The sequence below is a fragment of the Undibacterium sp. SXout20W genome (genome assembly GCF_049340285.1).
Lineage (GTDB): Bacteria > Pseudomonadota > Gammaproteobacteria > Burkholderiales > Burkholderiaceae_D > Undibacterium.
Map to the genome: position 1 here is coordinate 160,778 of NZ_JBMPPH010000001.1, position 25,970 is coordinate 186,747.

Below are 25,970 nucleotides of genomic sequence, written 5' to 3' on the forward strand. Positions count from 1 at the left end.
TTAATTCCCCTGCTTTTCGGTTGCGGCGAGCGTCGCACGCTCAGACTCAGCTTTCATTTTCACGACACGTATGCGATCCTTGCTTTGAACTTTAACGGCCTGAGCTGGATCAAAATACTTACTGTCTTTGCGGCGACGTAACGTCAACGCGACAGCTGCAACGATTGCCAATAACAAAATTGCTGCAGCAACTTCGAACGCCAGTTGGTAGTGACTAAAAATCTCGATACCTAAATTCTTGGTATCACCGATATTTTCGGCAGCAGTATGTACGTGAGTTTCTATGCGTAAAAATCCACGCCACAACACCGCCGACATTTCTAACACAACCACCACACCAATTGTCACAGCTAAAGGGAAATGTCCCCAGAAACCAGCACGTAATTTATCCAGATCAATATCGAGCATCATCACGACAAAGAGGAATAGAACCATGACGGCACCGACATAGACTAGCACCAGGACAATGGCAAGAAATTCGGCTTTCAACAACATCCAAATTCCGGCAGCGGTAAAGAAAGCTAATACGAGAAACAGTGCTGAATGCACAGGATTACGTGCAGTGATAACCTGCGTTGCGGCAAGTATCAATATCGCTGCAAATACATAAAATAATGCGGTTGTAAATTCCATATCGAAACCGTTCCAATTATCGGTAAGCTGCGTCAGCTGCACGCGCTGCCGCAATTTGTGTTTCGTAGCGATCACCTACGGCCAACAACATCTTTTTTGTAAAATACAGATCGCCGCGTTTCTCGCCGTGGTATTCCAGAACATGCGTCTCAACGATAGAATCAACTGGGCATGATTCTTCACAGAAGCCACAGAAAATACATTTCGTTAAATCGATGTCGTAACGAGTAGTGCGACGTGAACCATCGGCACGCTGATCAGATTCAATTGTAATTGCCATCGCAGGACAGACAGCCTCACACAATTTACATGCGATACAACGCTCTTCTCCATTTGGGTAGCGGCGCAGGGCATGCAAACCACGAAAACGTGGTGATTGCGGTGTTTTTTCCTCTGGAAATTGGACAGTAATCTTGCGAGCGAACATATAGCGACCGGTCAATGCCAATCCCTTAATTAGTTCGCGCAGCATCAGGCTGCCAAAAAAATCTTTAATTGCTTCCATTTTCTTCAGCCTCTTACTTCCAAATATTCCAAGGGGTTTGCATCCAAGCAGCAACAAACACCAGATACACTAAAGTCAGGGGGATAAATACTTTCCAACCCAAGCGCATGATCTGATCATAACGATAACGTGGGAATGATGCGCGAGCCCAGATAAACATGGAGACCACAACAAAGGTTTTGATGCCAAGCCAGATCCAACCTGGGATGAACCCCAAGAAACTGAATGGTGAAGCCCAACCGCCCAAGAACATTAAGGATGCCATTGCGGAAATCAAGATCATGTTGGCGTACTCAGCCAAGAAGAACATCGCGAAGGACATACCCGAATATTCAACCATGTGACCAGCAACAATCTCAGATTCACCCTCAACGACGTCAAACGGATGACGGTTTGTCTCGGCGATACCAGAAATGACATACACAACAAAAATAGGCAGCAAAGGCAACCAATTCCATGACAGGAAATTCAAACCCATCTGTGCAAAATAACCCTTCGATTGGCCGTTCACGATGTCTGTCAGATTCAAACTTCCGGACACCATCAAAACGATCACCAGGGCGAAGCCCATCGCAATTTCGTAAGACACCATCTGCGCCGAAGCACGCATAGCACCGAGAAACGCATATTTAGAGTTAGATGCCCAACCAGCAATAATAATCCCGTAGACTTCCATCGATGTGATGGCCATCACCAGCAATAAGCCCGCATTAACATTTGCCAACACAGTCTCAGGGCCAAACGGTATTACCGACCAAGCGGCCAGCGCTGGCATAATTGTCATTACAGGTGCCAGAACAAACAAAACTTTGTTCGCCTTCGCTGGAACGATAATTTCTTTTAATAACAGTTTTACAGCATCGGCAATTGGTTGCAATAAACCAGCCGGACCAACGCGATTAGGGCCAAGACGAATATGCATCCAGCCAATCATCTTACGTTCCCATAATGTCAGGTAAGCTACGCAGCCCATCACTGGCAAAGTAATGCAGATGATTTTAACCAGAGTCCAGATCAATGGCCATAAATAGCCAAATACACCTTGCCCAAAGCTTTCAATAGTGAGCAGCAAATTCATTACGCACGCTCCACAGTAATTGCACCAAACATGCCATCAAGATTGCTGGTCGTTTCGTGACCTGCAGCGACTTTTACTACATTTTCTGGAAGAGATGGATCAATACCAACGCTCAACAATATCGAACCACCTTTGGTGAACTTAACCATATCACCGCTGTTGATGCTTAATTTTTGAGCCAGTGCTGCACTAATCCATGCCAGCGTTGCCTGTGCATCTGCCGTCTTTTGTAAAGATTCCGCACGACGAACGATACCGTCAGTGCTATAAATAGAAACGTTTGTCACGCGCTCCAATCCAGCCTCCAAAGCAGTCACGGCGGGAGCGACATCAGCGACATTGTTCAATACCGATGCAATATGTGCTTGCGCTAAAACGTCATCGCGAATTGCTTCTGCCGTATCGAAATCAAAGTTTTCGAGACCTAACAAGTTACCCAGAACCCGCAAAACTTTCCATGCTGGACGTGTCTCGCCTAACGGCTTTACAACACCGTGGAAGCTTTGTGCACGACCTTCGCAACTCACGAAAGTACCAGATGTTTCTGTGAATGGAGACACTGGCAACAACACGTCGGCGTATTCAGCACCGTGCTTGAATGGTGACATCACAACGACCATCTCGGCTTGTGCTAATGCAGCTTTTGCTTGAATCGGATGCGCCGAATCCAAGATTGGCTCTGCGTGCAACACGATGTAAGCTTTTTTCGCTTCTGCAAAAACTGGTTTTGCAGACTTGGCCGGCACTGCGTTAGCGATATATCCACCAACAGTGTTCGCTGCCTCAGTGAGGTAACCGAACGCCGCATCCGTATTCTTTGCAATCCACTGCACCAATGCGTGCAATTTCGCCGCCTCTGGATGGTAGGACGCTGTATTACCAAGGAACACGCCAGAGCTACCAGCGATCAGACTGTCAGCAATTTTTGACGCCGCTTCGGTCGCTGTTACGGACTCCAGACCAGTTAGCACAGCAACTTGTTTTTTACCAGCAACTGCCACTGCCACTTCAGCCAGGAAAGAACCCCATGCGGAAGGAGCCAGAATCGCTTTGTTTGCTAACTTAATCAATTGCTCATCGTCACTCGCATTAAGGACGCTTACCTTCGTACCAAGCTTCACGGACTGACGCAAGCGCGCAGCCAGAACCGGATGATCTTTACGCAAGAAAGAACCAACGATAAAGACGTTCTTCAACTTACCGAACTCACTGATGGAAGTACCAAGCCATGGCTTGATTTGACCATTCAGGCTGAAATCAGACTGACGCAAACGGAAATCGACGTTATCGGAACCCAAGCCACGCACAACGCGCTGCAACAAGGACAATTCTTCTAACGTAGAATGCGGCGCAGCAACCGCAGCAATGGCATCAGCACCGTGCTCGTGTTTTACATTGCGCAGACCGTGTGCCACATATTCAAGTGCTGTTTGCCAATCAGCTTCCTGCCATTGACCACCCTGCTTGATCATTGGTTTTGTCAAACGCTCAGCACTGTTCAATGCTTCGTATGAGAAACGATCTTTATCAGAAATCCAGCATTCGTTGATGTCTTCATTTTCCATCGGCACAACACGCATGACCTTGCCATTCTTCACCTGAACGATCAGGTTAGAACCCAGTGCATCATGTGCGCTGACAGATTTGCGGCGAGACAATTCCCATGTACGCGCGGAGTAGCGGAAAGGTTTTGATGTCAGTGCGCCAACCGGGCACAGATCAATCATATTACCTGACAACTCAGAATCAACTGTCTGGCCAACAAACGAAGTGATTTCAGAATGTTCACCGCGATTAAGCATACCAAGTTCCATGACGCCGGCGATTTCCTGACCGAAACGTACACATCGTGTGCAATGAATGCAACGACTCATTTCTTCCATTGAAACCAAAGGACCTACGTCTTTGTGAAAAACGACGCGCTTTTCTTCTTCATAGCGCGAAGTTGTACCACCATAACCGACAGCAAGATCCTGCAACTGACATTCACCGCCCTGATCGCAAATAGGGCAATCTAGTGGGTGGTTGATCAGCAGAAATTCCATCACTGCTTTTTGTGCCTTCACTGCCTTATCGCTGGAGGAACGCACAATCATGCCTGGCGTGACAGGAGTCGCACATGCTGGCAATGGCTTAGGTGCTTTTTCAACCTCAACCAGACACATGCGGCAGTTTGCCGCAATAGATAATTTTTTGTGATAGCAAAAATGGGGGATGTACGTGCCAAGTTTATTGGCTGCGTCCATTACCATACTGCCCTCTAGGACTTCGACTTTTTTGCCGTCTATTTCGATTTCAACCATGGTTTACTCTAAGTGTGCTAACCGAATCTGGCTTACAGGTAAGTAGGAACCAAGCAATGCTTATGCTCGATGTGATATTCAAATTCTTCGCGGAAATTCTTGATAAATGCGCGAACTGGCATCGCAGCTGCATCACCCAATGCGCAAATCGTTTTGCCCTGGATGTTGTCTGCAATGGAGTTGAGCATATCCAGATCTTCAGGACGCCCCTGACCGTGCTCAATACGATGCACCATACGATACAACCAGCCAGTCCCTTCACGGCACGGTGTACATTGACCGCAAGACTCTTCAAAATAGAAGTAAGACAAGCGCAGCAACGATTTGACCATGCAACGTGTTTCATCCATCACGATAACAGCGCCAGAACCCAGCATAGAACCTGCTTTGGCTATGGAGTCGTAATCCATGTCGGTAGCCATCATTACGTCACCAGTTAATACTGGCATCGAAGATCCACCAGGAATGACCGCTTTAATTTTTTTACCGTCGCGCATTCCGCCTGCTAATTCCAGTAATGTCGCAAACGGTGTTCCCATTGGAACTTCGTAATTACCTGGTTTAGCTACGTCACCTGACATAGAAAAAATCTTGGTGCCACCGTTGTTTGGCTTACCCAAAGCAGCGTATTTCTCGCCACCCATCGCCAATACAAAAGGCACTGCTGCAAAAGTTTCAGTGTTATTGATGGTCGTCGGTTTTCCATACAGACCAAAACTCGCTGGGAAAGGCGGTTTAAAACGCGGCTGACCTTTTTTACCTTCAAGTGATTCCAGCAATGCTGTTTCTTCTCCGCAGATGTACGCGCCATAGCCATGGAACGCATGCAACTGGAAAGAGAAATCAGAGCCAGCGATGTTATCGCCCAACATGCCAGCAGCACGAGCTTCCTCAATTGCTTCTTCAAAGCGATCGTAGTCAGCAAAAATTTCGCCGTGAATATAGTTGTAACCTACTGTGATACCCATTGCGTAGGCACCGATCGCCATGCCTTCAATCAACGCATGGGGATTGTAGCGAATGATGTCACGGTCTTTGAACGTACCTGGTTCGCCTTCATCGGTATTACAGACCAGATATTTTTGACCCGGAAACTGACGTGGCATGAAGCTCCACTTCAATCCAGTCGGAAACCCAGCGCCACCGCGACCGCGCAGTGACGATGCTTTCAACTCTGCAATGACCTGCTCTGGTGGAATTTTTTCCGACAAAATTCGTTTAAGAGATTCGTAACCACCACGGGCAACATAGTCTTGGAGATGCCAGTTTTTACCATCCAGGCCAGCCAGAATCAAAGGCTTAATATGGCGATTATGCAGACTCGTCATTATTTACCCGCCTCTTTCAGTTCGCTTACCAGGCCGTCGATTTTTTCATTCGACATCAGGCTACACATACGTTTGTTGTTGACCAGCATAACAGGCGCATCACCGCACGCGCCCATACATTCACCTTCAACCAAGGTGAATTGACCGTCTGCTGTCGTTTCTTTGTAATCAATACCTAGTTTTTGCTTTAAGTGTAACGCTGCACGTTCACCACCGGACAACGCACACGGCAAATTCGTACAAACCGAAATCTTGAATTTACCTACAGGTTTCGTGTTGTACATATTGTAGAAGGTTGCCACCTCCTGAACCGCGACCGCAGGCATACCGATATAGTCAGCCAAAGTTTGCATTACTTCAGGAGAAACCCAGCCGGTCTCATCCTGAGCAATAGCCAACGCCGCCATGACGGCAGATTGCCGCTGGTCAGCCGGGAACTTTGCAAGTTCGCGATCAATTTTTTTAAATGCCTGCTCTGATAACACCATAGCCAATGCCTCGAATCAACGCCAAAAGCGTTTTTTATCTATCAATCTCACCAAACACAATATCTTGAGTACCGATGATCGTTACAGCATCAGCAATCATGTGACCTTTTGCCATTTCATCCAGACCCTGCAAATGCGCATAACCTGGCGCACGAATCTTCAGACGATATGGCTTATTCGCACCATCAGACATCAAATAAATACCAAATTCACCTTTTGGATGCTCTACTGCGGCATACGCTTCACCAGCAGGAACGTGGAAACCTTCAGTGAACAATTTGAAGTGATGGATTAACTCTTCCATGTTCGACTTCATATTCACACGATGTGGCGGCGCAACCTTGTGATTATCTGAAATAACTGGCCCTTGGTTATTTCGCAACCACTCAACACACTGTTTAATAATGCGATTTGATTGACGCATCTCTTCAACGCGCACCAAATAGCGATCATAACAATCGCCATTAACACCAACAGGAATATCAAAATCGAGCAAATCGTAAACTTCGTAAGGCTGCTTTTTACGCAAATCCCATTCAATGCCGGAACCACGCAACATTGGACCTGTGAAGCCTTTTGCCAATGCGCGTTCCGGGCTGACCACACCGATACCCACCAAACGTTGCTTCCAGATACGATTATCAGTCAACAGAGTTTCATATTCATCGACATAACCTGGGAAACGGTTAGTGAAGTCCTCAATAAAATCGAGCAATGAACCTTGACGATTTTCATTCAATTCGCGCATTGCTTTTGCATTTTTCAATGCAGACGTCGTGAATTGAGGCATTTTTTCAGGCAAATCACGGTACACGCCGCCAGGACGATAGTAGGCAGCATGCAAACGCGCTCCGGAAACGGCCTCATAGCAATCCATCAAATCTTCACGTTCACGGAAGGCATACAAAAACACTGCCATCGCACCAACGTCAAGCGCATGAGCACCAATCCACATCAAGTGATTCAATACGCGAGTGATTTCATCAAACATGACACGAATGTACTGAGCGCGCATTGGGACTTCGAGGCCCAACATTTTCTCAATCGCCATCACGTAAGCGTGCTCATTGGACATCATCGAGACATAGTCAAGACGATCCATGTATGGCACAGACTGCAGAAATGTTTTTTGTTCAGCCAGCTTTTCTGTCGCACGATGCAACAAGCCGATATGCGGATCCGCACGCTGAATAACCTCACCATCCAACTCCAGAACCAAGCGTAAAACACCATGCGCAGCCGGATGTTGAGGACCAAAGTTGAGGGTGTAATTCTTAATTTCGGCCATTATTTGATCCCGTAATTTTCTTCACGAATAATACGTGGTGTATTTTCACGCGGCTCTATCGTTACTGGCTGATAGACCACACGTTTTTGCTCCGCGTCATAGCGCATCTCTACGTATCCAGAGACGGGGAAATCTTTACGGAACGGATGACCAATAAATCCATAGTCAGTCAAAATTCTACGTAAGTCATTGTGACCATCGAACAGAATACCAAACAAATCGAAGGCTTCGCGCTCATACCAGTTGGCGGCATTCCACACATCAACCAGCGATGGCACAATTGGCATCTCATCATCTGCAGCGAACACGCGCACGCGCAGACGGCAGTTATTCTTCACAGAGAGCAAATGGGATACCACTGCAAATCGAGCACCTTCCCAAGCGCCATCTGCGTATGCTGAGTAATCAACACCACAAAGGTCAATCAACTCTTCAAAATGCGTATCGGCGTGATCACGCAAATCACGCATTACCTGCAAATACTCAACAGGCGACACAATGATCGTCAACTCACCGAATGCATTTTTAAAATCGAGAATACGATCACCCAAGACGACTTTGACTGCTGCCTCGAGATTTTCTAATTTAGTTGTCATATTTAACGGCTGCCTTAGCAATCGCGCGATTAGCGAGCGATGGTATTAGTACGTTTAATCTTATTCTGCAGCTGAATAACACCATAAATCAGCGCCTCTGCGGTTGGCGGACATCCTGGCACATAAATATCAACTGGAACAATACGATCACAACCACGAACAACGGAATACGAGTAATGGTAATAACCACCACCATTAGCACACGAACCCATGGAAATAACCCAACGAGGCTCAGCCATTTGATCATAAACCTTACGCAACGCTGGCGCCATTTTATTGCACAAGGTTCCTGCCACGATCATAACGTCAGATTGACGTGGGGATGGGCGAAACACGACACCAAAACGATCCAGATCATAACGGGAGGCACCTGCATGCATCATCTCAACTGCACAGCAAGCCAGACCAAACGTCATTGGCCACATCGATCCGGTACGCGTCCAGTTGATCAGCTTATCAGCCGTCGTCGTGACAAAACCTTCGTTTAACACACCTTCAATAGCCATAATCCATCACTCCCAATCCAGAGCGCCTTTTTTCCAGATGTACCAAAAACCCACACCAAATTCCAAAATAAATCCCAACATAATCAAAAAGCCGGTCCACCCCAATTCACGCAAGGACACCGCCCAAGGGAAGAAGAACGCAGTCTCAAGATCAAAGAGAATAAAAAGAATTGCAACAAGGTAATAGCGTACATCAAATTTCATACGAGCATCTTCAAATGCTTCGAAACCACACTCATATGCAGATGTTTTTTGAGAATCTGGCTTATAGGGAGCGAGAATACGCCCTAAGATTTGCGGCACAACACCAACACCAATGCCAACCAGAATAAAGAGAAGAACTGGGAAATAATTTTCGAGGCTCACGTTAGGCTACCTGTAATTGAACGCCACATTGAAGCAAACCATCGATTGACAACAAACCTCAATTAATGATCGCTTCCTCGACAAAATCAGAAAAGAAAAACTGACTTATTGCTTTGGTGCCGACGACGAGACTCGAACTCGTACAGCTTTCGCCACTACCCCCTCAAGATAGCGTGTCTACCAATTTCACCACGTCGGCCTAAGCCCAGCATTCTACTATGATTGACCTCATTGTTCAACGCACAATTGCGGAAATTCAATGTTTTTTTGCTGGGAATTGCTAAATTATTTTGGAATCTGATTCGCCGGCAAAACCGAAGCCGCCGAAGCTGCTGCCGCCGCCGCATTTACTGCCGGAGCTGGCTTAACCACCGAAACACCATCCATCACGCCAGTCGCCGCCTTATGACTACCAGCATTCACACCCAACATGAGGGTCGCGAAAAAAAACAGTGCCGCAGCCACACCAGTCGAACGAGACAAAAAATTTGAAGATCCCGTTGCACCAAACAAACTACCTGATGCACCGGAGCCAAATGACGCCCCCATATCAGCACCTTTACCGTGCTGCAACAATACCAAGCCAATGATCGCCAATGCTGATAAAACCTGAACAATCACTATCAGCGTATAAGTAAAAAAAGTTTGCATTCAAAACACCTAAAAAAGATTAACCCACGTTACTACATCAATTCATCAACAAGCAGAAATGATCGCCAAAAAATCAGCTGCTTTTAATGCCGCCCCACCAATCAAGCCACCATCAATATCCGCCATTGCCAGCAATTCTTTGGCATTTTCTGGCTTCATACTCCCACCGTAAAGTATCCGTACGGTATTTGCCGCTTCTGCACTTTTAACCGATAACTGACCACGCAAAAATGCATGTACATCCTGTGCCATTTGTGGCGTGGCGGTTTTACCAGTTCCAATTGCCCAAACTGGCTCATAAGCCAGAACAATCTCAGAAACTTGTTCAGCACTCAGCACATCCAAAACGACCTGCAATTGCGCGCCAACGATCGCATTTGTCGCACCACCTTCGCGCTGCTCCAAAGTTTCACCAACACAGACGACGGGAGTCAACTTTTCTGATAACGCCTGCACGACTTTTTGCGCAACCAGCTCATTACTCTCCGCATGATAAGCACGGCGCTCAGAGTGACCGACAATCACGTACTTACATTGGCAATCAGCCAACATTGTAGCCGAGACTTCTCCCGTAAAAGCACCCTTGATATGCGCAGATACATCCTGCGCACCCCATTTTACCGGCGTTTTTCCGAGCACTTCCGCGCATTGCGCCAAATAAGGCGCCGGTGCACAGACCAAAGTTTCAATCGAATTACCATCAGGCAATCCAGCAATGATATCGGTAAGCAGAGCACGATTGGCAGAAAAACTACCATTCATTTTCCAGTTGCCAGCTATAAGAGTACGTCGCATAGTAAGTCTTAGGGTAAATAACCGTCTATTGTATCGTGCTGGGATGTGCACGGTCAAACCAACAACATACCGAATCACAAGTAAAACCACAATAAAATGTTGGTGTTTTAACAGTTCGGGATATTACATCAATTGAAGCACGATTTTCCCGATGTGATGACCTTGCTCCATCAAGGTATGCGCATCAGCCGCCTGATCCAAGGGAAATACCTTATAAATTACTGGGGAGATGCGTTTAGACTCCAACAAAGGCCACACCTTATCGCGCAATTTCTGAGCTATTGCCGCCTTAAAAGCAACATTCCGAGGACGCAATGTTGAACCAGTGATCGTTAAACGACGCCGCAATACTTGTGCCAAATCGACCTCCGATTTTGCTCCACCCAGCAAGGCAATAATAGCAATTCGACCATCATCTGCAAGACAATCAATTTCCTTTGGAATATAGCTGCCAGCAACCATATCCAAAATAACATTAACGCCCTTACCATCAGTCACCTCTTTAACGATTTCGGAAAAATTTTCATTTTTATAATTGATACCCCGCTCCGCACCAAGACGCTCCGTGGCCCGACACTTATCTTCCGAACCGGCAGTCGCGAATACCCTATGCCCCAAAGCATTCGCCATTTGAATTGCTGTGACGCCGATGCCCGAGGTACCACCCTGCACTAGCAGCGACTCTCCCGCACTCAATCGAGCACGATCAAACACATTACTCCATACCGTAAAATAAGTTTCGGGCAAGGATGCAGCCTCGACCATCGACAAACCATGCGGCACAGGCAAACATTGCACGGCGGGAGCAACACAATACTCAGCATAACCGCCACCCTGCACTAACGCACAAACTTTGTCGCCAATCTTGAAATGCGTACCCGAGACGTCACCAGAAACGATCTCGCCAGCAACTTCCAGACCAGGTAGATCAGAGGCACCCGGCGGCACAGGATAAAACCCCATCCTTTGCAATACGTCAGGACGATTAATCCCGGCGGCGTGCACTCGTATCAGCACCTCACCTACGCCAGCAACCGGCACCGGTCTATCAGCAAGCTGCAACACCTCTGGACCACCGTATTTAGTAATTTCAATCGCACGCATATTTGCTCCGCAAAAAATAAAAGGTGTATTAAATCCCCATTGTAAGCCAATAAAAAAACGCCCGTGGCTAACACGGGCGTTTATCGTCAAACTTACTTTTACGTCGGAATTCGTTCAACTAGTTGCCGTTATCCTAAGTAAGTGAACCTTTATTACAGCTACTGTTACTGTTGCTGTTGCTGTTGCTGCTGAGGCTGCGCTTCAGGCTCTGCAACTGCTGCTTTCATGGACAATTTAAAGCGGCCACGGTCATCAGTTTCAAGCACTTTCACACGTACTTGTTGACCTTCTTTTAGGTAGTCAGCAACTGCATTTACGCGCTCGTTGGCGATTTGACTGATATGCAATAAACCGTCTTTACCTGGCATGATCTGAACGATCGCACCGAAGTCCAATAACTTCAGAACAGTACCTTCGTAGACTTTACCAACTTCAACTTCTGCGGTCAATTCTTCGATGCGACGCTTTGCTTCCTGACCAGCTGCAGCATCAACTGAAGCGATAGTAACAACACCTTCATCGCTAATATCGATCTGAGTGCCAGTCTCTTCAGTTAAGGCGCGAATCACCGCACCGCCCTTACCGATGACATCACGGATTTTTTCAGGATTGATCTTGATTGTGATCAGACGTGGCGCAAAGTCAGACAACTCAGTTTTACCCACTGGCACCGCTTCTTGCATTTTGCCCAAAATATGCACGCGACCCTCTTTAGCCTGCGCTAAAGCCACTTGCATGATTTCTTTAGTAATACCTTGGATTTTGATGTCCATTTGCAATGCAGTAATACCTTCTGCAGTGCCAGCAACTTTAAAGTCCATATCACCAAGGTGATCCTCATCACCCAGAATATCAGTCAAAACAGCAAATTTATTGCCGTCTTTAATCAAGCCCATCGCGATACCAGCAACGTGTGCTTTCATTGGCACACCAGCATCCATCAATGCCAGGCAACCACCGCAAACCGACGCCATTGAAGAAGAACCATTGGATTCAGTAATTTCAGATACCAGACGTACTGAGTAGCTGAAATTTTCCGGATCCGGCAATGCAGCTTGCAAGGCACGTTTAGCCAAACGACCGTGACCAATTTCACGACGCTTAGGCGTACCAACGCGACCTGTTTCGCCGGTTGCGAACGGAGGCATGTTGTAATGCAACATGAAGCGATCAGAGTACTCACCCATCAACGCATCAATTTTTTGCTCATCACGAGCAGTACCCAGAGTTGCAATCACCAAAGCTTGTGTTTCGCCGCGTGTGAACAATGCAGTACCGTGCGTACGTGGCAAAACGCCAGTACGGATAGTGATAGGGCGCACAGTGCGTGTGTCACGGCCATCGATACGTGGCTCACCTTCAAGGATTTGTGAGCGAACAATTTTCGCTTCCAGATCAAACAGGATATTACCAACTTCGGAGGAGTCCGGTGCAGCAACACCAGCCGCCGCCGCTTGCTCAGCCAATGCAGCAGAAACACTGGTAGTTGCAGCTTTTAATTGTTCTGTACGAGCTTGTTTTTCTTTAGTCTGGTAAGCCGCACGCAGCAATGGCTCTGCAACTGCTGTAACAGCAGCAATCAAAGGCTCATTCTTAGGCGCTGGCGCCCATCGAACTTCAGGCTTACCACCATCACGGACCAATTCATGAATTGCATCGATCACAGCCTTCATTTGCTCGTGACCATACACAACCGCGCCCAACATCACTTCTTCAGACAATTGTTGCGCTTCGGATTCCACCATCAACACGGCGGTTTCAGTACCCGCAACAACCAAATCCAATTGGGAGGATTTCAATTGTGTTGCGGTTGGGTTCAATACATATTGACCGTCGATATAACCAACGCGCGCCGCACCAACTGGACCACTAAATGGGATGCCAGCAACAGAGATAGCAGCAGATGCGCCGATCATCGCAGCGATATCAGGATCGATTTCTGGGTTCACAGATAAAACATGTACGATCACTTGCACTTCGTTCAGGTAGCCTTCTGGAAACAATGGACGAATTGGGCGATCGATCAGACGGGAAGTCAGTGTTTCTTTTTCAGATGGACGACCTTCACGCTTAAAGAAACCGCCAGGAATACGGCCAGCCGCGTAAGTTTTTTCCATGTAATCCACGGTCAAAGGAAAGAAATCCTGACCTGGTTTTGCATCTTTTTTTGCAACAACAGTTGCCAACACAACGGTATCTTCAATAGATACCATAACGGCACCAGAAGCCTGACGTGCGATTTCGCCTGTTTCCAGAGTGACTTGATGCTGACCGTATTGGAAGGTTTTAGTTACTTTATTAAACACAATGTGTCCTTTCTATTATGCCGACAGATTTTCAGGGGCTGTCGTTCACCTCACCGCGAGCAATCCCGAAAGATTGCTTTTTTGCTTATTTTCAAGACATGCTCTGAAAATTCGCCAAAACTTTTTGCTTATTTAATGCTTATTTGAGGGTTAAATAAGGCTATTTATGCGCGCCAAATAAGCAAAAAGCCTGCGCCAGTCAACTGACGCAGGCTTTTTACTATAAATTGTTTGCCGGATACAGCAAGAATTACTTACGCAAGCCGAGTTTTTCGATCAGTGAGCGATAGCGATTCAAGTCTTTACCTTTCAGGTAAGACAACAGGCTTTTACGACGGTTAACCATCATGATCAAACCGCGACGAGAATGGTGGTCTTTACCATGGGCTTTGAAGTGACCGTTCAAGTCATTGATACGCGCCGTCAACAAAGCAACTTGCACTTCTGGAGATCCGGTGTCGTTTTGACCACGGGCGTTATCCGCTACGATAGCGGCTTTTGCACTTTTTTCGATAGACATAATTTTCCTTTACATGCGATAACAAGAGTCTCATGAACGAATTAATTCGTTTAAAACCGTCGTTATCGTGAAATAAACTCCCGCCAACATGACGGGACCCGCAACTATAACATAAAACCCCTGAAAGAATCAAACCTGAGGATTCAGCTTTTCAGATTTAGACTCGAGCTTATTGAGCGCTGCCAGATAAGCTTTCGCTGACGCAACAACAATATCTGGATCCGCCCCAACCCCATTGACAATCCGCCCGGATTTCGACAGCCGCATTGTCACTTCACCTTGGGATTGAGTGCCAGTGGTGATCGCATTAACGGAGAACAATAACAATTCAGCACCACTGGCAACTTTCGATTCAATCGCATTAACAATGGCGTCGACAGGCCCATTACCATTTGCTTCACAGGAAATTTCTTTTCCATGATTAGAGAAAACGACTTTTGCTGCAGGCAATTCCCCTGTTTCCGAATGCTGCGCAAGCGACACAAAGTGAAACGCTTCATTGTCATTTGCCTGCTCTTCGTCAGACACCAGCGCCAAAATATCCTCATCAAAAATCTCAGACTTGCGATCCGCCAACTCTTTGAAGCGCGCAAAAGCTGCATTCACATCAGCCTCAGATTCGAGCGTAATCCCCAATTCATCAAGGCGTTGCTTGAAAGCGTTGCGACCAGAAAGCTTGCCCAGTACGATTTTATTGGCGCTCCAGCCAACATCTTCAGCGCGCATTATTTCGTAGGTGTCACGGGCTTTCAAAATGCCGTCCTGATGAATGCCGGACGCGTGCGCAAATGCATTGGCACCAACCACTGCTTTATTCGGCTGAACCGCAAAACCAGTGATTTGAGAAACCAATTTGGACGCAGGAACGATCTGCGTCGTATCAATTCCGAGCTCAAGGTTAAAGTAGTCTTTACGAGTGCGCACTGCCATGACAATTTCTTCCAGCGCCGTGTTGCCGGCGCGCTCACCCAGGCCATTTATCGTACATTCAACTTGTCGCGCACCACCGATCATAACCCCAGCCAAGGAATTCGCCACAGCCATTCCAAGGTCGTTATGGCAATGTACTGACCAAATTGCTTTGTCGGAATTTGGAATGCGCTCACGCAAGTTTTTCAACATTGTGCCGTACAACTCTGGCACACCGTAACCAACAGTGTCAGCAAAGTTAATTGTGGTTGCGCCCTCTTTGATCACTGCCTCGATCACACGACACAAAAAGTCCATCTCAGAACGACTACCGTCTTCCGGACTAAATTCAACGTCATCGGTGAAATTTCGGGCGAATCGAACAGCCTGAATGGCTTGCTCCAAAACTTGATCTGGGGACATACGGAGTTTCTTTTCCATATGCAATGGTGACGTTGCGATAAACGTGTGGATCCGCTTACGCCGAGCAGTAGCTAAAGCCTCGGCAGCACGCGAAATATCCCTATCATTAGCGCGCGACAAAGAACAGATAATTGAGTCTTTGATGGTCGACGAAATCGCTTTTATCGATTCAAAATCGCCTGGCGAAGCCGCAGCAAACCCAGCTTCGATCACATCGACTTTCAATCGCTCTAATTGCTTGGCGATGCGGATTTTTTCATCTTTCGTCATTGAGGCCCCAGGTGACTGCTCGCCGTCACGCAAGGTTGTGTCAAATATGATGAGTTTGTCTGCCATGATGTTCTCCTGAAAATTTTTAGTGCATTAGAATTGAAAGTTAGTTTTTGAATATTCTCCATCCCACCCTTGCAAAACACACATGGGTAAAGAGACTACTCGAATTGGGGGTATGGGAGATTTAGCGCGTTACCGCACTAGTAGAATTGCAGATAGCAATAGCAAACCAACGAGACCGTTAGTTTTGATTGCCGAAAGTGATTTAACTTGAGAGTTCATGCCATAGACTATAAGCGCGATCCCGAAAAAGTGCAAGAATTTATAGCAGACGATTCCCAATTTAATTAGGTCTGAAAGTAAAAAAGCCACAGCGCATTTTGATCGCTGTGGCTTACACCCGAAATAACAAAATTTTATTTCTCTTCGTGGGACTCGTGGCTCGTTTGAATGATGCTGATCGGGCGACCATTTCTCCAGCGCCATAACAGCACTGCATAGCCAGATAGACCATATAAAACGAAGAGGCCAAACAATACCTTCGGCGGATCACTGACAACTATCACGTAGACCAGCAAAATAAGCAATGGCGCGATGAATGGGAAACTACGCTTCAAGTTCAAATCTTTAAAACTATAAAATGGCACATTCGTCACCATCGTCAAACCCGCAAACAAAGTGATACACCACGCATACCAGTGCAAGTTAACGGGCAAAATCTCCAGATCATCCATGAGCAAAACAAAACTTGCTATCAATGCTGCCGCTGCAGGACTAGGCAATCCCTGAAAATAGCGCTTATCTACAACCGCAATATTGGTGTTGAATCGAGCAAGACGCAGCGCTGCTCCAGCACAATAGACAAACGCGCCTATCCAACCCAACTTACCCATGCCACGCAACGACCATTCGTAAGCGACCAAGGCCGGCGCAGCACCAAATGAAATCATGTCAGACAAGCTGTCATACTGGGCACCAAATTCACTTTGTGTATTTGTCATTCGAGCGACCCGGCCATCCAGACTATCAAGCACCATCGCTGCAAAAATAGCCACTGCCGCCTTCAAAAAATTTTGATCCATCGCCATCACAATGGCATAAAAACCGCAAAATAATGCAGCTGTCGTAAAGGCATTTGGGAGCAAATAGACGCCCCGCGCCCTCCGCTTTGCCATCACTGGCGCGCCATTTCCATCAGCATCAATTCTAAGCTGAGATTTGCGTACGCCTTTTGGAAAAAGCTTGAAACTACCTTTGGGTTTACGAGATTTTAAAGATGGCATGCGATTCTAATTCGATTCAAATTCGATAAAAATAGCCCGAACATGTCGGGCGGAAGTTTGCAATTTATCTTCTAAGTATAACCCCGAAAGCCGGTCTGGAAAACCGGCATCTGGCAGGAAGTAATTATTTAAGTCTGAGCTTGCCAATTAAGTGAATTGACAAGGTGGTATATCCAGGTTCAAAACTTGGTTCTTCGACAGGTGCAGCACCCTTCATTCTTTGCATCATCGGTGCAGCTACCATCATAGGACGAATATTCGTTCCTGCATTATCAAAATCTAACGACTCAATAATGACGTCATCTGCCTTTTTCCCTATCGCATGCGTAATCATGCTTACTTTGTCAGAAAAATCTTTATAGCCGGCCGCTATACGCGCTGACTCAAATTTTGCAACGGCGGCATCTGATAAGCCAAAATTGATACCATTAAGTGCCAAAACCGTTTGTGCTGCCGCAGCAGTGACAGGCAAATGTTTTAAATTTTGAGTTTTTGCTTCAAGGTACTGCCCAGATCGCCAGCCTACCAATTGATGTTTTGCAACCTGACCAGCGGCTTTCACATCATCGTTATAAATTGGATAGGTGTAATAGCCGCGGGTACTTAATTCTGCCTGTGGATCTTCCTTTTTAATCAGATCAGTTCCAGTTTTCATCTTTTGATTTACTCTGGACGCTGCAGCTGCTTTATCTTTATCTTGCTCTTCAATAAAAAAAGTTACGACCGCCTGATCGTTATCAGCCTTAATTTCCGCATTTCCAGCTAACGAAATGACTGCACCAGAAATACTTTGAGCAAATAATGGTACAGAAACTAACATTGCTACGGTGAATCCCAGGATTTTTTTCATGACATTTTCCTTCTCGATTAATTTGATCAATACCCTGTTAATGCATTGACCTTAAAAATGAGACCAAAGTTATCATATAAAGTTCATACAACTGGAATATGCCACCATTTCTTACAATTTCCTCTTGGCATTTATCTGTGCATCTGACACAAAAAAAGCCGCTCATATTTTCACATGAACGGCTTTTTAATATTATTTACAACTAAACATGGTCAAAAATTAATTCTTGGATTGATCCACTAATTTATTTTTTGCAATCCAAGGCATCATAGCGCGCAATTTAGCACCTACTTCTTCGATTTGATGCTCAGAAGTCAAACGACGTCGAGAGATCAACGTTGGCGCACCAGCTTTGTTTTCAAGGATGAAGCTCTTCGCATATTCACCAGTCTGAATATCTTTTAAGCATTGACGCATTGCATCTTTTGTTGCTGAGGTCACGACTTTAGGACCGGTTACATATTCACCGTACTCAGCATTATTTGAGATCGAATAGTTCATGTTAGCGATACCGCCTTCATAAATCAGATCAACGATCAATTTCAATTCATGCAGACATTCGAAATAGGCCATCTCTGGAGCGTAACCTGCCTCAACCAATGTTTCGAAACCAGCTTTGATCAGCTCAACAGCACCACCACACAGAACAGCTTGCTCACCGAACAAATCTGTTTCAGTTTCTTCACGGAAGTTTGTTTCGATGATACCAGCGCGGCCACCACCATTCGCCATGGCATAAGACAAAGCGATATCACGTGCTGAACCGGATTTATCTTGATACACAGCGATCAGGTGAGGAACGCCGCCACCTTGAGAGTAAGTACCGCGTACTGTATGACCTGGTGCCTTTGGTGCGATCATGATTACGTCCAGATCTGCACGCGGAACCACTTGGCCATAATGCACATTAAAGCCATGCGCAAACGCCAGCACTGCACCTTGTTTAGCGTGTGGAGCAACGTTTTCAGCATAGACCTGAGCAATGTTTTCATCTGGCAGCAAAATCATGATGACGTCAGCTGCTTTAACAGCTTCATTTACTTCTGCTACTTTCAGGCCTGCGCCTTCAGCTTTGCTCCAGGAGGCACCACCTTTACGCAATGCGACAGTTACATTGCAACCAGAATCATTCAGATTTTGCGCATGTGCGTGACCTTGGGAACCATAACCGATGATGGCAACGTTTTTACCTTTGATTAAGGAGAGATCACAATCTTTATCGTAGAAAACTTTCATTTTTTATCCTGTTTAATTTAATTTCGTTTAATTTAGTTTAATTTAGTTTAATTCAATTTATGACGATGTCTGCTGTGATGTCACAGCAAACATTTAGACTTTGAGAATGCGCTCACCGCGTCCAATGCCTGAACCACCAGTACGAACCGTTTCCAAAATCGAAGTACGGTCAATCGAATCGATAAAGGCGTCCAACTTTCCTTTATTGCCGGTCAGTTCTATCGTGTAAGTCTTTTCTGTCACGTCAATGATCCGGCCACGGAAAATATCAGCTGTCCGCTTCATCTCTTCACGTTCTTTACCCACCGCACGCACTTTGATTAGCATCAACTCGCGTTCGATATGCGCGCCTTCAGTCAGATCAACCACTTTCACTACTTCAATCAGACGATTCAGATGCTTCGTAATCTGCTCAATAATGTCATCAGATCCACTCGTAACAATCGTCATACGAGATAGAGTCGCATCTTCGGTCGGCGCGACCGTCAAGGTTTCAATGTTGTAACCACGAGCTGAAAACAAACCAACAACGCGCGACAATGCGCCGGCTTCATTCTCAAGGAGTATGGAAATAATATGTCTCATCACAGATCCTCCGAGCCAAGCAGCATTTCAGTCAGACCTTTGCCCGCTTTCACCATTGGCCAGACGTTTTCAGTCTGATCGGTAATGAAATTCATAAATACCAGGCGGTCTTTCATCGCAAATGCTTCACGTACCGCACCATCAACATCAGCCGGATTTTCAATCTTCATGCCAACGTGGCCATAGGCTTCAACCAACTTTGTAAAATCCGGCAATGAATCCATGTACGATTCGGAATAACGGGAACCATAATCAATTTGCTGCCATTGCCTTACCATCCCCAGGAAGCGATTGTTGAGCAAAATAATTTTTGGTGTCAGGTGATACTGCTTACAAGTTGCAAGCTCTTGAATACACATCTGAATCGATGCTTCACCTGTAATACACGCCACTGTCGCATCTGGATTCGCCATCTGAACACCCATAGCATAAGGCAAGCCAACACCCATTGTTCCCAGTCCACCTGAATTAATCCAGCGACGCGGTTTGTCAAAACCATAGTATTGCGCAGCCCACATCTGATGCTGACCAACGTCAGAAGTAATGAAGGCATCACCTTTCGTCACTTCCCAGACCTTTTGTACAACAGACTGCGGCTTGATCACTTCATTTGAAGTTGGGTATTTGAGGCAGTCACGGCTACGCCATTCTTCGATCTGCTTCCACCAAGTCGCAAGCGCCTTAGGATCCGGACGCGTTTCAACGGCACTCAGTTGCGACAGCATCTCAATCAGCACGTCCTTAACGTTGCCGACGATAGGAATATCAACTTTAACGCGTTTTGAAATTGATGACGGATCGATATCGATATGGATAATTTTGCGCGGACTGGAAGCAAAATGTTTTGGATTACCGATTACGCGATCATCAAAGCGTGCGCCAATAGCGATCAAAACGTCGCAATGTTGCATTGCCATGTTGGCTTCATAAGTACCATGCATACCTGGCATGCCGACGAACTTCTTATCACTAGAACGATAAGCGCCTAAGCCCATTAAAGTATTCGTGCATGGGAAACCCAGCTCGTCAACCAGCTTATTGAGCTCTGGTGCAGCATGCGCAAGGATCACGCCACCACCGGTATAAATCATTGGACGCTCAGCTTGCAACAACAATTGAACCGCTTTGCGGATCTGGCCTGCGTGACCTTTGTCTACTGGCTTGTACGAACGCATTTCCACTTCTTTGGGGTAGTGGTATGTCGTCTTATGCATGCTGATATCTTTGGGAATATCAACCAAGACAGGACCAGGACGACCTGTTGTCGCAATAAAAAACGCTTTTTTAACCGTCTCAGCTAAGTCACGCACATCTTTAACTAGAAAGTTGTGTTTGACGCAAGGACGGGTAATGCCCACAGTGTCGCACTCCTGGAAGGCATCCTGACCGATAACGGCACTAGGAACCTGACCAGAGATCACGACCATAGGAATAGAATCCATATACGCCGTCGCCAACCCTGTCACTGCATTGGTCACACCAGGACCAGAGGTAACAAGAGCAACACCGACTTTATTGGAAGAACGGGAGTAAGCATCCGCCGCATGAATCGCCGCCTGTTCATGGCGCACGAGAATGTGCTGAAACTTATCCTGATTGAAAATTGCATCGTAGATATAGAGTACGGCACCGCCCGGATATCCGAACACATGCTCAACACCCTCTTCGGCCAGACACTTAACCAGTATCTCTGCGCCTGTAAATTCTGAACTCATTATAGTTGTCCTTTCAAGGTCCATAGGAAATTGATCGGATGTTCTTTCCTGGCGAAATCGCCATGCAAGTCCGGTAAGCTGAAATCCCTTTTTGTACGTTCACACATCCCTTCACATTTCCGTTGGAGATGGTTCCAGGCGGTGCTTAAGGCACTCGTTCAATCAGTGGTAAGGCTTTGCAACGACAAACTTCTCACGCTTGTGGCATGGGTTAGAACAAACAGCTTCATTTAAAGCGCACCTGCTGGCGATAACATTGTGGGTTATTCCGAACAAGTATTTGGTACTCCGAGATTTTGGAGTGGACTCACACGGTAATGCGTTGCAGCATTTTGGTCAAGTGCATTTATTAATAAAATCACCTTTGAGCTCTTGAAATATTTTCATGAACACGAAAATTAAGACACAATGTGCTATTTTTGCTAGCATGTGCGCAATTTTAAAAACATGTGCACGATTAATACAAAAAGCACTTTTTGAAAAAATCGCAAAGCAACTCTATGAATATTGCCAACAATGGCTACTGATAAAGAATTATCAAGCTTCCTCGAAGGTGTAGAACGGCGAGCATTTAAACATGCGCTCTACACGGTAAGGAACGAAGAATCGGCACTGGACATTGTCCAGGAAGCAATGATTAAGATTTCTGAAAAATATGGTGACAAGCCTGCCAACGAACTGCCCATGTTGTTTCAGCGTATTTTACAAAATACTATCCTCGACTTTTTCCGCAGGGAAAAAGTTCGTAATACTTGGGTTAGCTTATTTTCAAGTATTACCCCCAACAATAACCAAGGGGATGATAATTTTGACTTGCTGGAAAGTTACGCAGCAGAAGAAGGAACTGAAGCTGCCGAATCAACTGCTGACAAGCTTGAACGCGAGCAAGTTCTTAATATTATTGATGATGAAATAAAAAAGCTCCCTGCACGTCAACGGGAAGCGTTCCTCATGCGTTATTGGGAAGACATGGATGTGGCGGAAACCGCTGAGGCGATGGGTTGTTCCGAAGGCAGTGTAAAAACTCATTGCTCGAGGGCAACTCACGCATTGGCTGCATCGCTAAAGGCTAAAGGAATACAGCTATGAACTACTCACAAGAATCGCAAGATCTCGACTTTGCCTACAAAGTCCGACGCGCGCTGAATGAATCAGCCGAAAGCCTCCCCGCGCCTACTTTAGATCGTCTGGCGATGGCGCGCAAAGCTGCGCTTGCACGTAAAAAGCCAGATGCAGGAGCAAAAGTACACATATTTAGTGGTGTTTTAGCAGGAAATAATGGATTTTCATTTTCTGGCCCATCAACTTGGTTTGGTCGCCTGGGTATGATTATTCCTTTACTTGCTCTGGTTGCTGGACTTGCAGGAATCTATCAACACGAAAAAGAGCAACGCATTAGTGAATTAGCAGATATCGACTCGGCAGTGCTTGTTGACGAACTACCGCCTGCGGCCTATGTTGACACAGGGTTTACTGCTTATTTGAATAAAGCGGAGGAATAGGCGTGTTGTTTAGTATCTTCCGTCGAATCATTACCGTTACTTTTTTCGCGCTCTGGTTACCGTTAGCATATGCCAACGGTAACAATCCCGCCGCAGTCAAACCAACAACAGTGGCAGCGCCCGCAAAACCGCTCTGGACAGAATTAAGCCCCATTCAAAAGCAGGCACTGGCGCCGTTGGCGCCAGAATGGGAACAAATGCCGGAAATCCGGAAAAAAAAATGGGTGGGAATTGCCAATCGCTATGCCAGCATGAATCCTGCTGAACAACAACGTTTACAAGAAAGAATGCGCGACTGGGTCAAGTTAACACCTGAACAACGCACGGCCGCAAGAGAAAATTACGCTCACTCGATACAACTGAAGCCTGAAAACAAATCAGCTCAGTGGGAGCAATATCAGCAACTCACCGACGAAGAAAAAAAGCAACTTGCCGAGCAACATCAAAGCAAGAAAAATTTGACTAACTTAGTCCCGGAGACAATTAAAAACCCCCACGTTGTTACGCCGATCAAAGTTGGGCCAAAGCCAGTGACAGAAAAAAAGACGCCTGCATCGGGGTCAGCACCGGTTGCATCTTCGATTCCGGCGGCGTCTGCGGTGCCTTCATCTACCGAATCATCTGCATCGACCAATCCCAGTTCCACAACACAAGCCGTAGTGAAATAATTCTGTGAATCTAGACTTACAAGCCCCTGCGTTAGGCCGCCGATTGATTTGCATGGTGTATGAAGCCATGCTGTTATTCGGCATTGTTTTTGTTTTTGGTTTTCTTTTTGACGTTTCAACCCAAAGCAAAAGCGCTTTGATGCATGTGCATGGCCGTCAGGCGTGGCTCTTTTTTGTTATCGGCGCCTATTTTGTGTTTTGCTGGAGCCGTAGTGGTCAAACACTCGCAATGCAAACGTGGCGGATTCGCGTTACCGACCAGGACGGCAGCAGACTTCCGTTGATAAAAGCAGTTGTACGGTATTTCTTGGCATGGATGTGGTTTCTGCCCGCAACGGCACTAGGATATCAATTTGGCCTCAAAGAATGGCCAATGATGATTGTTGTAGCATTGGGAACCATCGCATGGGGAATGACATCGCGAATGGATAAGAATGGTCAGTTTTTACATGACAAATTAGCAAAAACCTGTCTGATTCAAGTTCCGGAAAAAAAACAATCAACTCAGAAAGCCTAGTCAGGTTTTGATGTTAGCTTGATCAATGTTATTCTTATGGAATAATTTTGGGCTCACTGTAAATTTACCTCCAGGTCATGGCGACGCAGCACGCAAAAGACTTTTAAAAGCCATCACTGCATCGAGGCAAGTTTTCGTCAGTCCTATCATCTATCGAGATTGAATGACATGCAACACAAAGCTCCTCGTCGTACCCGAGAACGTATCCTCGAATTGTCGCTTCGGCTTTTTAATGAATTTGGTGAACCAAACATCACCACGACAGTGATTGCTGAAGAAATGAATATTTCCCCCGGGAATTTATATTACCACTTCCGCAACAAAGACGACATTGTCAACTCGATTTTTACGCAATTTGAAGCGGAAATTAACAAAAAGCTCGCCTTTCCCCAAGGTCGAAAAGCAAATATCCAAGATATCTGGACTTATCTTCATCTGACTTTTGAATTGGTGTGGCGCTATCGATTCTTCTATCGCGATCTAAATGATTTATTGTCGCGAAATCGGAAATTAGAGCTTAATTTCAAGCAAATCTTATCGCATAAAATCAACGTCGCCACTGAATTGTGTAATGGTCTTCGTGCGGATGGCGAATTCGAAGGCACAGATATGGACATCGACGCTTTATCTACCAATATGGTGGTTGTAGCAACATATTGGCTGTCATACGAATACGTTCGCAATCCACGCAAATATACCGAGCTGCAAACAATGTCCGAATCATTAGCGCGTGGTTGCTATCAGGTTATTTCTTTGATCAGCCCATATTTGCGCGGCGAGACGAAACAAGTATTCGAAAAATTATCACAAGACTATTTACAGAAAATAAATCCAGCATGAAATCTGTCTGTGTTTATTGCGGCGCTTCACCTGGCAATTCAACTGATTATGCACTGGCAGCAAAACAATTAGCTGCCAGCTTAGTATCGCAACAACTTAGCCTCATTTATGGTGGTGGCAACGTTGGCCTGATGGGCATTCTTGCCGATGAAGTACTACGACTTGGAGGAGAAGTCACTGGCGTCATTCCGCAAGCCTTAATGGACAAAGAAGTCGGGCACAATGGCCTAAGCAAACTGCATATTGTCGCCAATATGCATCAACGTAAAGCATTAATGGCAGACTTATCAGACGCTTTTATCGCTATGCCTGGTGGCATAGGGACTCTGGAAGAACTCTTTGAAGTCATGACATGGGCTCAGTTGGGATTTCACCAAAAACCGATTGGTCTGCTCAACATCAATAGCTTTTACGACGGTCTACTGCAATTTTTACAACACACGTCTGAGCAAGGTTTTTTGCGCACCAATCACCTCAATATTCTCTTATCTGAAGCAGTACCCGACACACTATTACACAGGCTGAGAACCTATGTTGCGATTCCCACACGTAAGTGGATAGCAAACAGCGATTTATGATTTGTTGTGAATTGGAACGCAGATTCTGAAAATTGGCGTGTTTTCATTGAACTACTTTGTCTAGTCATGCTCGGAAATAAGGTTATTACCGAAATTAAGAGTAAAATGCGGCTTCACCTGTTCT

General features: G+C 46.0%; 27 protein-coding genes and 1 tRNA gene. 6 read left to right on the forward strand and 22 right to left on the reverse strand.

Annotation, left to right across the window (positions count from 1 at the left end; translation table 11 throughout):
• From ACO0K1_RS00820 to ACO0K1_RS00925, 22 genes are all read right to left on the reverse strand, one after another.
• On the reverse strand, nt 1-633 hold the full coding sequence (locus ACO0K1_RS00820; RefSeq protein ID WP_423021927.1) for an NADH-quinone oxidoreductase subunit J: 633 nt from the start codon (nt 631-633) through the stop codon (nt 1-3).
• 16 nt (nt 634-649) lie between these two features.
• The gene (gene nuoI / locus ACO0K1_RS00825; protein WP_423021928.1) at nt 650-1,138 is read right to left on the reverse strand and encodes an NADH-quinone oxidoreductase subunit NuoI; all 489 of its coding nucleotides are present in this window, start codon (nt 1,136-1,138) and stop codon (nt 650-652) included.
• Nucleotides 1,139-1,151: 13 nt separating this feature from the next.
• Complete coding sequence (gene nuoH, locus ACO0K1_RS00830; RefSeq protein WP_423021929.1) at nt 1,152-2,216, reverse strand: NADH-quinone oxidoreductase subunit NuoH; 1,065 nt, start codon at nt 2,214-2,216, stop codon at nt 1,152-1,154.
• Nucleotides 2,216-4,519 carry an NADH-quinone oxidoreductase subunit NuoG gene (nuoG, locus tag ACO0K1_RS00835; protein WP_423021930.1) on the reverse strand — a complete coding sequence of 768 codons (2,304 nt, stop codon included), beginning with the start codon at nt 4,517-4,519 and terminating at the stop codon, nt 2,216-2,218. The genes nuoH and nuoG overlap by 1 nt, the downstream gene beginning before the upstream one ends.
• Before the next feature lie 32 nt (nt 4,520-4,551).
• On the reverse strand, nt 4,552-5,847 hold the full coding sequence (nuoF, locus tag ACO0K1_RS00840; protein WP_423021931.1) for an NADH-quinone oxidoreductase subunit NuoF: 1,296 nt from the start codon (nt 5,845-5,847) through the stop codon (nt 4,552-4,554).
• On the reverse strand, nt 5,847-6,335 hold the full coding sequence (nuoE, locus tag ACO0K1_RS00845; RefSeq protein ID WP_423021932.1) for an NADH-quinone oxidoreductase subunit NuoE: 489 nt from the start codon (nt 6,333-6,335) through the stop codon (nt 5,847-5,849). The genes nuoF and nuoE overlap by 1 nt, the downstream gene beginning before the upstream one ends.
• A 34-nt stretch (nt 6,336-6,369) precedes the next feature.
• Nucleotides 6,370-7,623 carry an NADH-quinone oxidoreductase subunit D gene (locus ACO0K1_RS00850; protein WP_423021933.1) on the reverse strand — a complete coding sequence of 418 codons (1,254 nt, stop codon included), beginning with the start codon at nt 7,621-7,623 and terminating at the stop codon, nt 6,370-6,372.
• Entirely contained in the window at nt 7,623-8,219 is a 597-nt protein-coding gene (locus tag ACO0K1_RS00855; RefSeq protein WP_423021934.1) for an NADH-quinone oxidoreductase subunit C, read from the reverse strand. The genes ACO0K1_RS00850 and ACO0K1_RS00855 overlap by 1 nt, the downstream gene beginning before the upstream one ends.
• A gap of 29 nt (nt 8,220-8,248) precedes the next feature.
• Complete coding sequence (locus ACO0K1_RS00860; protein ID WP_186911854.1) at nt 8,249-8,725, reverse strand: NuoB/complex I 20 kDa subunit family protein; 477 nt, start codon at nt 8,723-8,725, stop codon at nt 8,249-8,251.
• A 6-nt stretch (nt 8,726-8,731) separates the two neighbouring features.
• Nucleotides 8,732-9,091, reverse strand: coding sequence for an NADH-quinone oxidoreductase subunit A (locus ACO0K1_RS00865; RefSeq protein WP_423021935.1), 360 nt, complete (start codon nt 9,089-9,091; stop codon nt 8,732-8,734).
• Between the two features lie 114 nt (nt 9,092-9,205).
• A tRNA-Leu gene (locus ACO0K1_RS00870) sits at nt 9,206-9,290 on the reverse strand.
• Between the two features lie 86 nt (nt 9,291-9,376).
• Nucleotides 9,377-9,742 (reverse strand): preprotein translocase subunit SecG, encoded by a 366-nt coding sequence (secG, locus tag ACO0K1_RS00875; RefSeq protein ID WP_423021936.1) that lies wholly within the window; start codon nt 9,740-9,742, stop codon nt 9,377-9,379.
• 45 nt (nt 9,743-9,787) lie between these two features.
• Nucleotides 9,788-10,537 (reverse strand): triose-phosphate isomerase, encoded by a 750-nt coding sequence (tpiA, locus tag ACO0K1_RS00880; RefSeq protein WP_423021937.1) that lies wholly within the window; start codon nt 10,535-10,537, stop codon nt 9,788-9,790.
• Nucleotides 10,538-10,660: 123 nt separating this feature from the next.
• The gene (locus ACO0K1_RS00885; RefSeq protein ID WP_423021938.1) at nt 10,661-11,641 is read right to left on the reverse strand and encodes an NAD(P)H-quinone oxidoreductase; all 981 of its coding nucleotides are present in this window, start codon (nt 11,639-11,641) and stop codon (nt 10,661-10,663) included.
• 164 nt (nt 11,642-11,805) lie between these two features.
• On the reverse strand, nt 11,806-13,947 hold the full coding sequence (gene pnp, locus ACO0K1_RS00890) for a polyribonucleotide nucleotidyltransferase (protein WP_423021939.1): 2,142 nt from the start codon (nt 13,945-13,947) through the stop codon (nt 11,806-11,808).
• Nucleotides 13,948-14,197: 250 nt separating this feature from the next.
• Nucleotides 14,198-14,467, reverse strand: a complete 270-nt coding sequence (rpsO, locus tag ACO0K1_RS00895) for a 30S ribosomal protein S15 (protein WP_186911848.1) — start codon at nt 14,465-14,467, stop codon at nt 14,198-14,200.
• Nucleotides 14,468-14,596: 129 nt separating this feature from the next.
• Complete coding sequence (locus ACO0K1_RS00900; RefSeq protein WP_423021940.1) at nt 14,597-16,135, reverse strand: 2-isopropylmalate synthase; 1,539 nt, start codon at nt 16,133-16,135, stop codon at nt 14,597-14,599.
• Nucleotides 16,136-16,488: 353 nt separating this feature from the next.
• Nucleotides 16,489-17,355, reverse strand: coding sequence for a CDP-diacylglycerol--serine O-phosphatidyltransferase (pssA, locus tag ACO0K1_RS00905; RefSeq protein WP_423021941.1), 867 nt, complete (start codon nt 17,353-17,355; stop codon nt 16,489-16,491).
• 124 nt (nt 17,356-17,479) lie between these two features.
• A complete protein-coding gene (locus tag ACO0K1_RS00910) occupies nt 17,480-18,205 on the reverse strand; it encodes an SIMPL domain-containing protein (RefSeq protein WP_423021942.1) in 726 nt (241 codons plus the stop codon).
• Nucleotides 18,206-18,424: 219 nt separating this feature from the next.
• On the reverse strand, nt 18,425-19,441 hold the full coding sequence (ilvC, locus tag ACO0K1_RS00915) for a ketol-acid reductoisomerase (protein ID WP_423021943.1): 1,017 nt from the start codon (nt 19,439-19,441) through the stop codon (nt 18,425-18,427).
• Between the two features lie 93 nt (nt 19,442-19,534).
• Complete coding sequence (gene ilvN, locus ACO0K1_RS00920; RefSeq protein ID WP_423021944.1) at nt 19,535-20,026, reverse strand: acetolactate synthase small subunit; 492 nt, start codon at nt 20,024-20,026, stop codon at nt 19,535-19,537.
• Nucleotides 20,026-21,741, reverse strand: a complete 1,716-nt coding sequence (locus ACO0K1_RS00925) for an acetolactate synthase 3 catalytic subunit (RefSeq protein WP_423021945.1) — start codon at nt 21,739-21,741, stop codon at nt 20,026-20,028. The genes ilvN and ACO0K1_RS00925 overlap by 1 nt, the downstream gene beginning before the upstream one ends.
• Nucleotides 21,742-22,257: 516 nt before the next feature.
• Here ACO0K1_RS00925 and ACO0K1_RS00930 point away from each other — a divergent pair.
• The 6 genes from ACO0K1_RS00930 (at nt 22,258) to ACO0K1_RS00955 (ending at nt 25,846) form a co-directional block, all read left to right on the forward strand.
• Nucleotides 22,258-22,830, forward strand: a complete 573-nt coding sequence (locus tag ACO0K1_RS00930) for an RNA polymerase sigma factor (RefSeq protein ID WP_423021946.1) — start codon at nt 22,258-22,260, stop codon at nt 22,828-22,830.
• Entirely contained in the window at nt 22,827-23,243 is a 417-nt protein-coding gene (locus ACO0K1_RS00935; protein WP_423021947.1) for a DUF3619 family protein, read from the forward strand. The genes ACO0K1_RS00930 and ACO0K1_RS00935 overlap by 4 nt, the downstream gene beginning before the upstream one ends.
• Before the next feature lie 2 nt (nt 23,244-23,245).
• Entirely contained in the window at nt 23,246-23,911 is a 666-nt protein-coding gene (locus tag ACO0K1_RS00940; protein WP_423021948.1) for a DUF3106 domain-containing protein, read from the forward strand.
• A 4-nt stretch (nt 23,912-23,915) separates the two neighbouring features.
• On the forward strand, nt 23,916-24,428 hold the full coding sequence (locus ACO0K1_RS00945) for an RDD family protein (RefSeq protein WP_423021949.1): 513 nt from the start codon (nt 23,916-23,918) through the stop codon (nt 24,426-24,428).
• Between the two features lie 168 nt (nt 24,429-24,596).
• Entirely contained in the window at nt 24,597-25,268 is a 672-nt protein-coding gene (locus tag ACO0K1_RS00950) for a TetR/AcrR family transcriptional regulator (protein WP_423021950.1), read from the forward strand.
• Nucleotides 25,265-25,846 carry a TIGR00730 family Rossman fold protein gene (locus ACO0K1_RS00955; RefSeq protein WP_423021951.1) on the forward strand — a complete coding sequence of 194 codons (582 nt, stop codon included), beginning with the start codon at nt 25,265-25,267 and terminating at the stop codon, nt 25,844-25,846. The genes ACO0K1_RS00950 and ACO0K1_RS00955 overlap by 4 nt, the downstream gene beginning before the upstream one ends.
• The last annotated feature ends 124 nt before the right edge of the window (nt 25,847-25,970 follow it).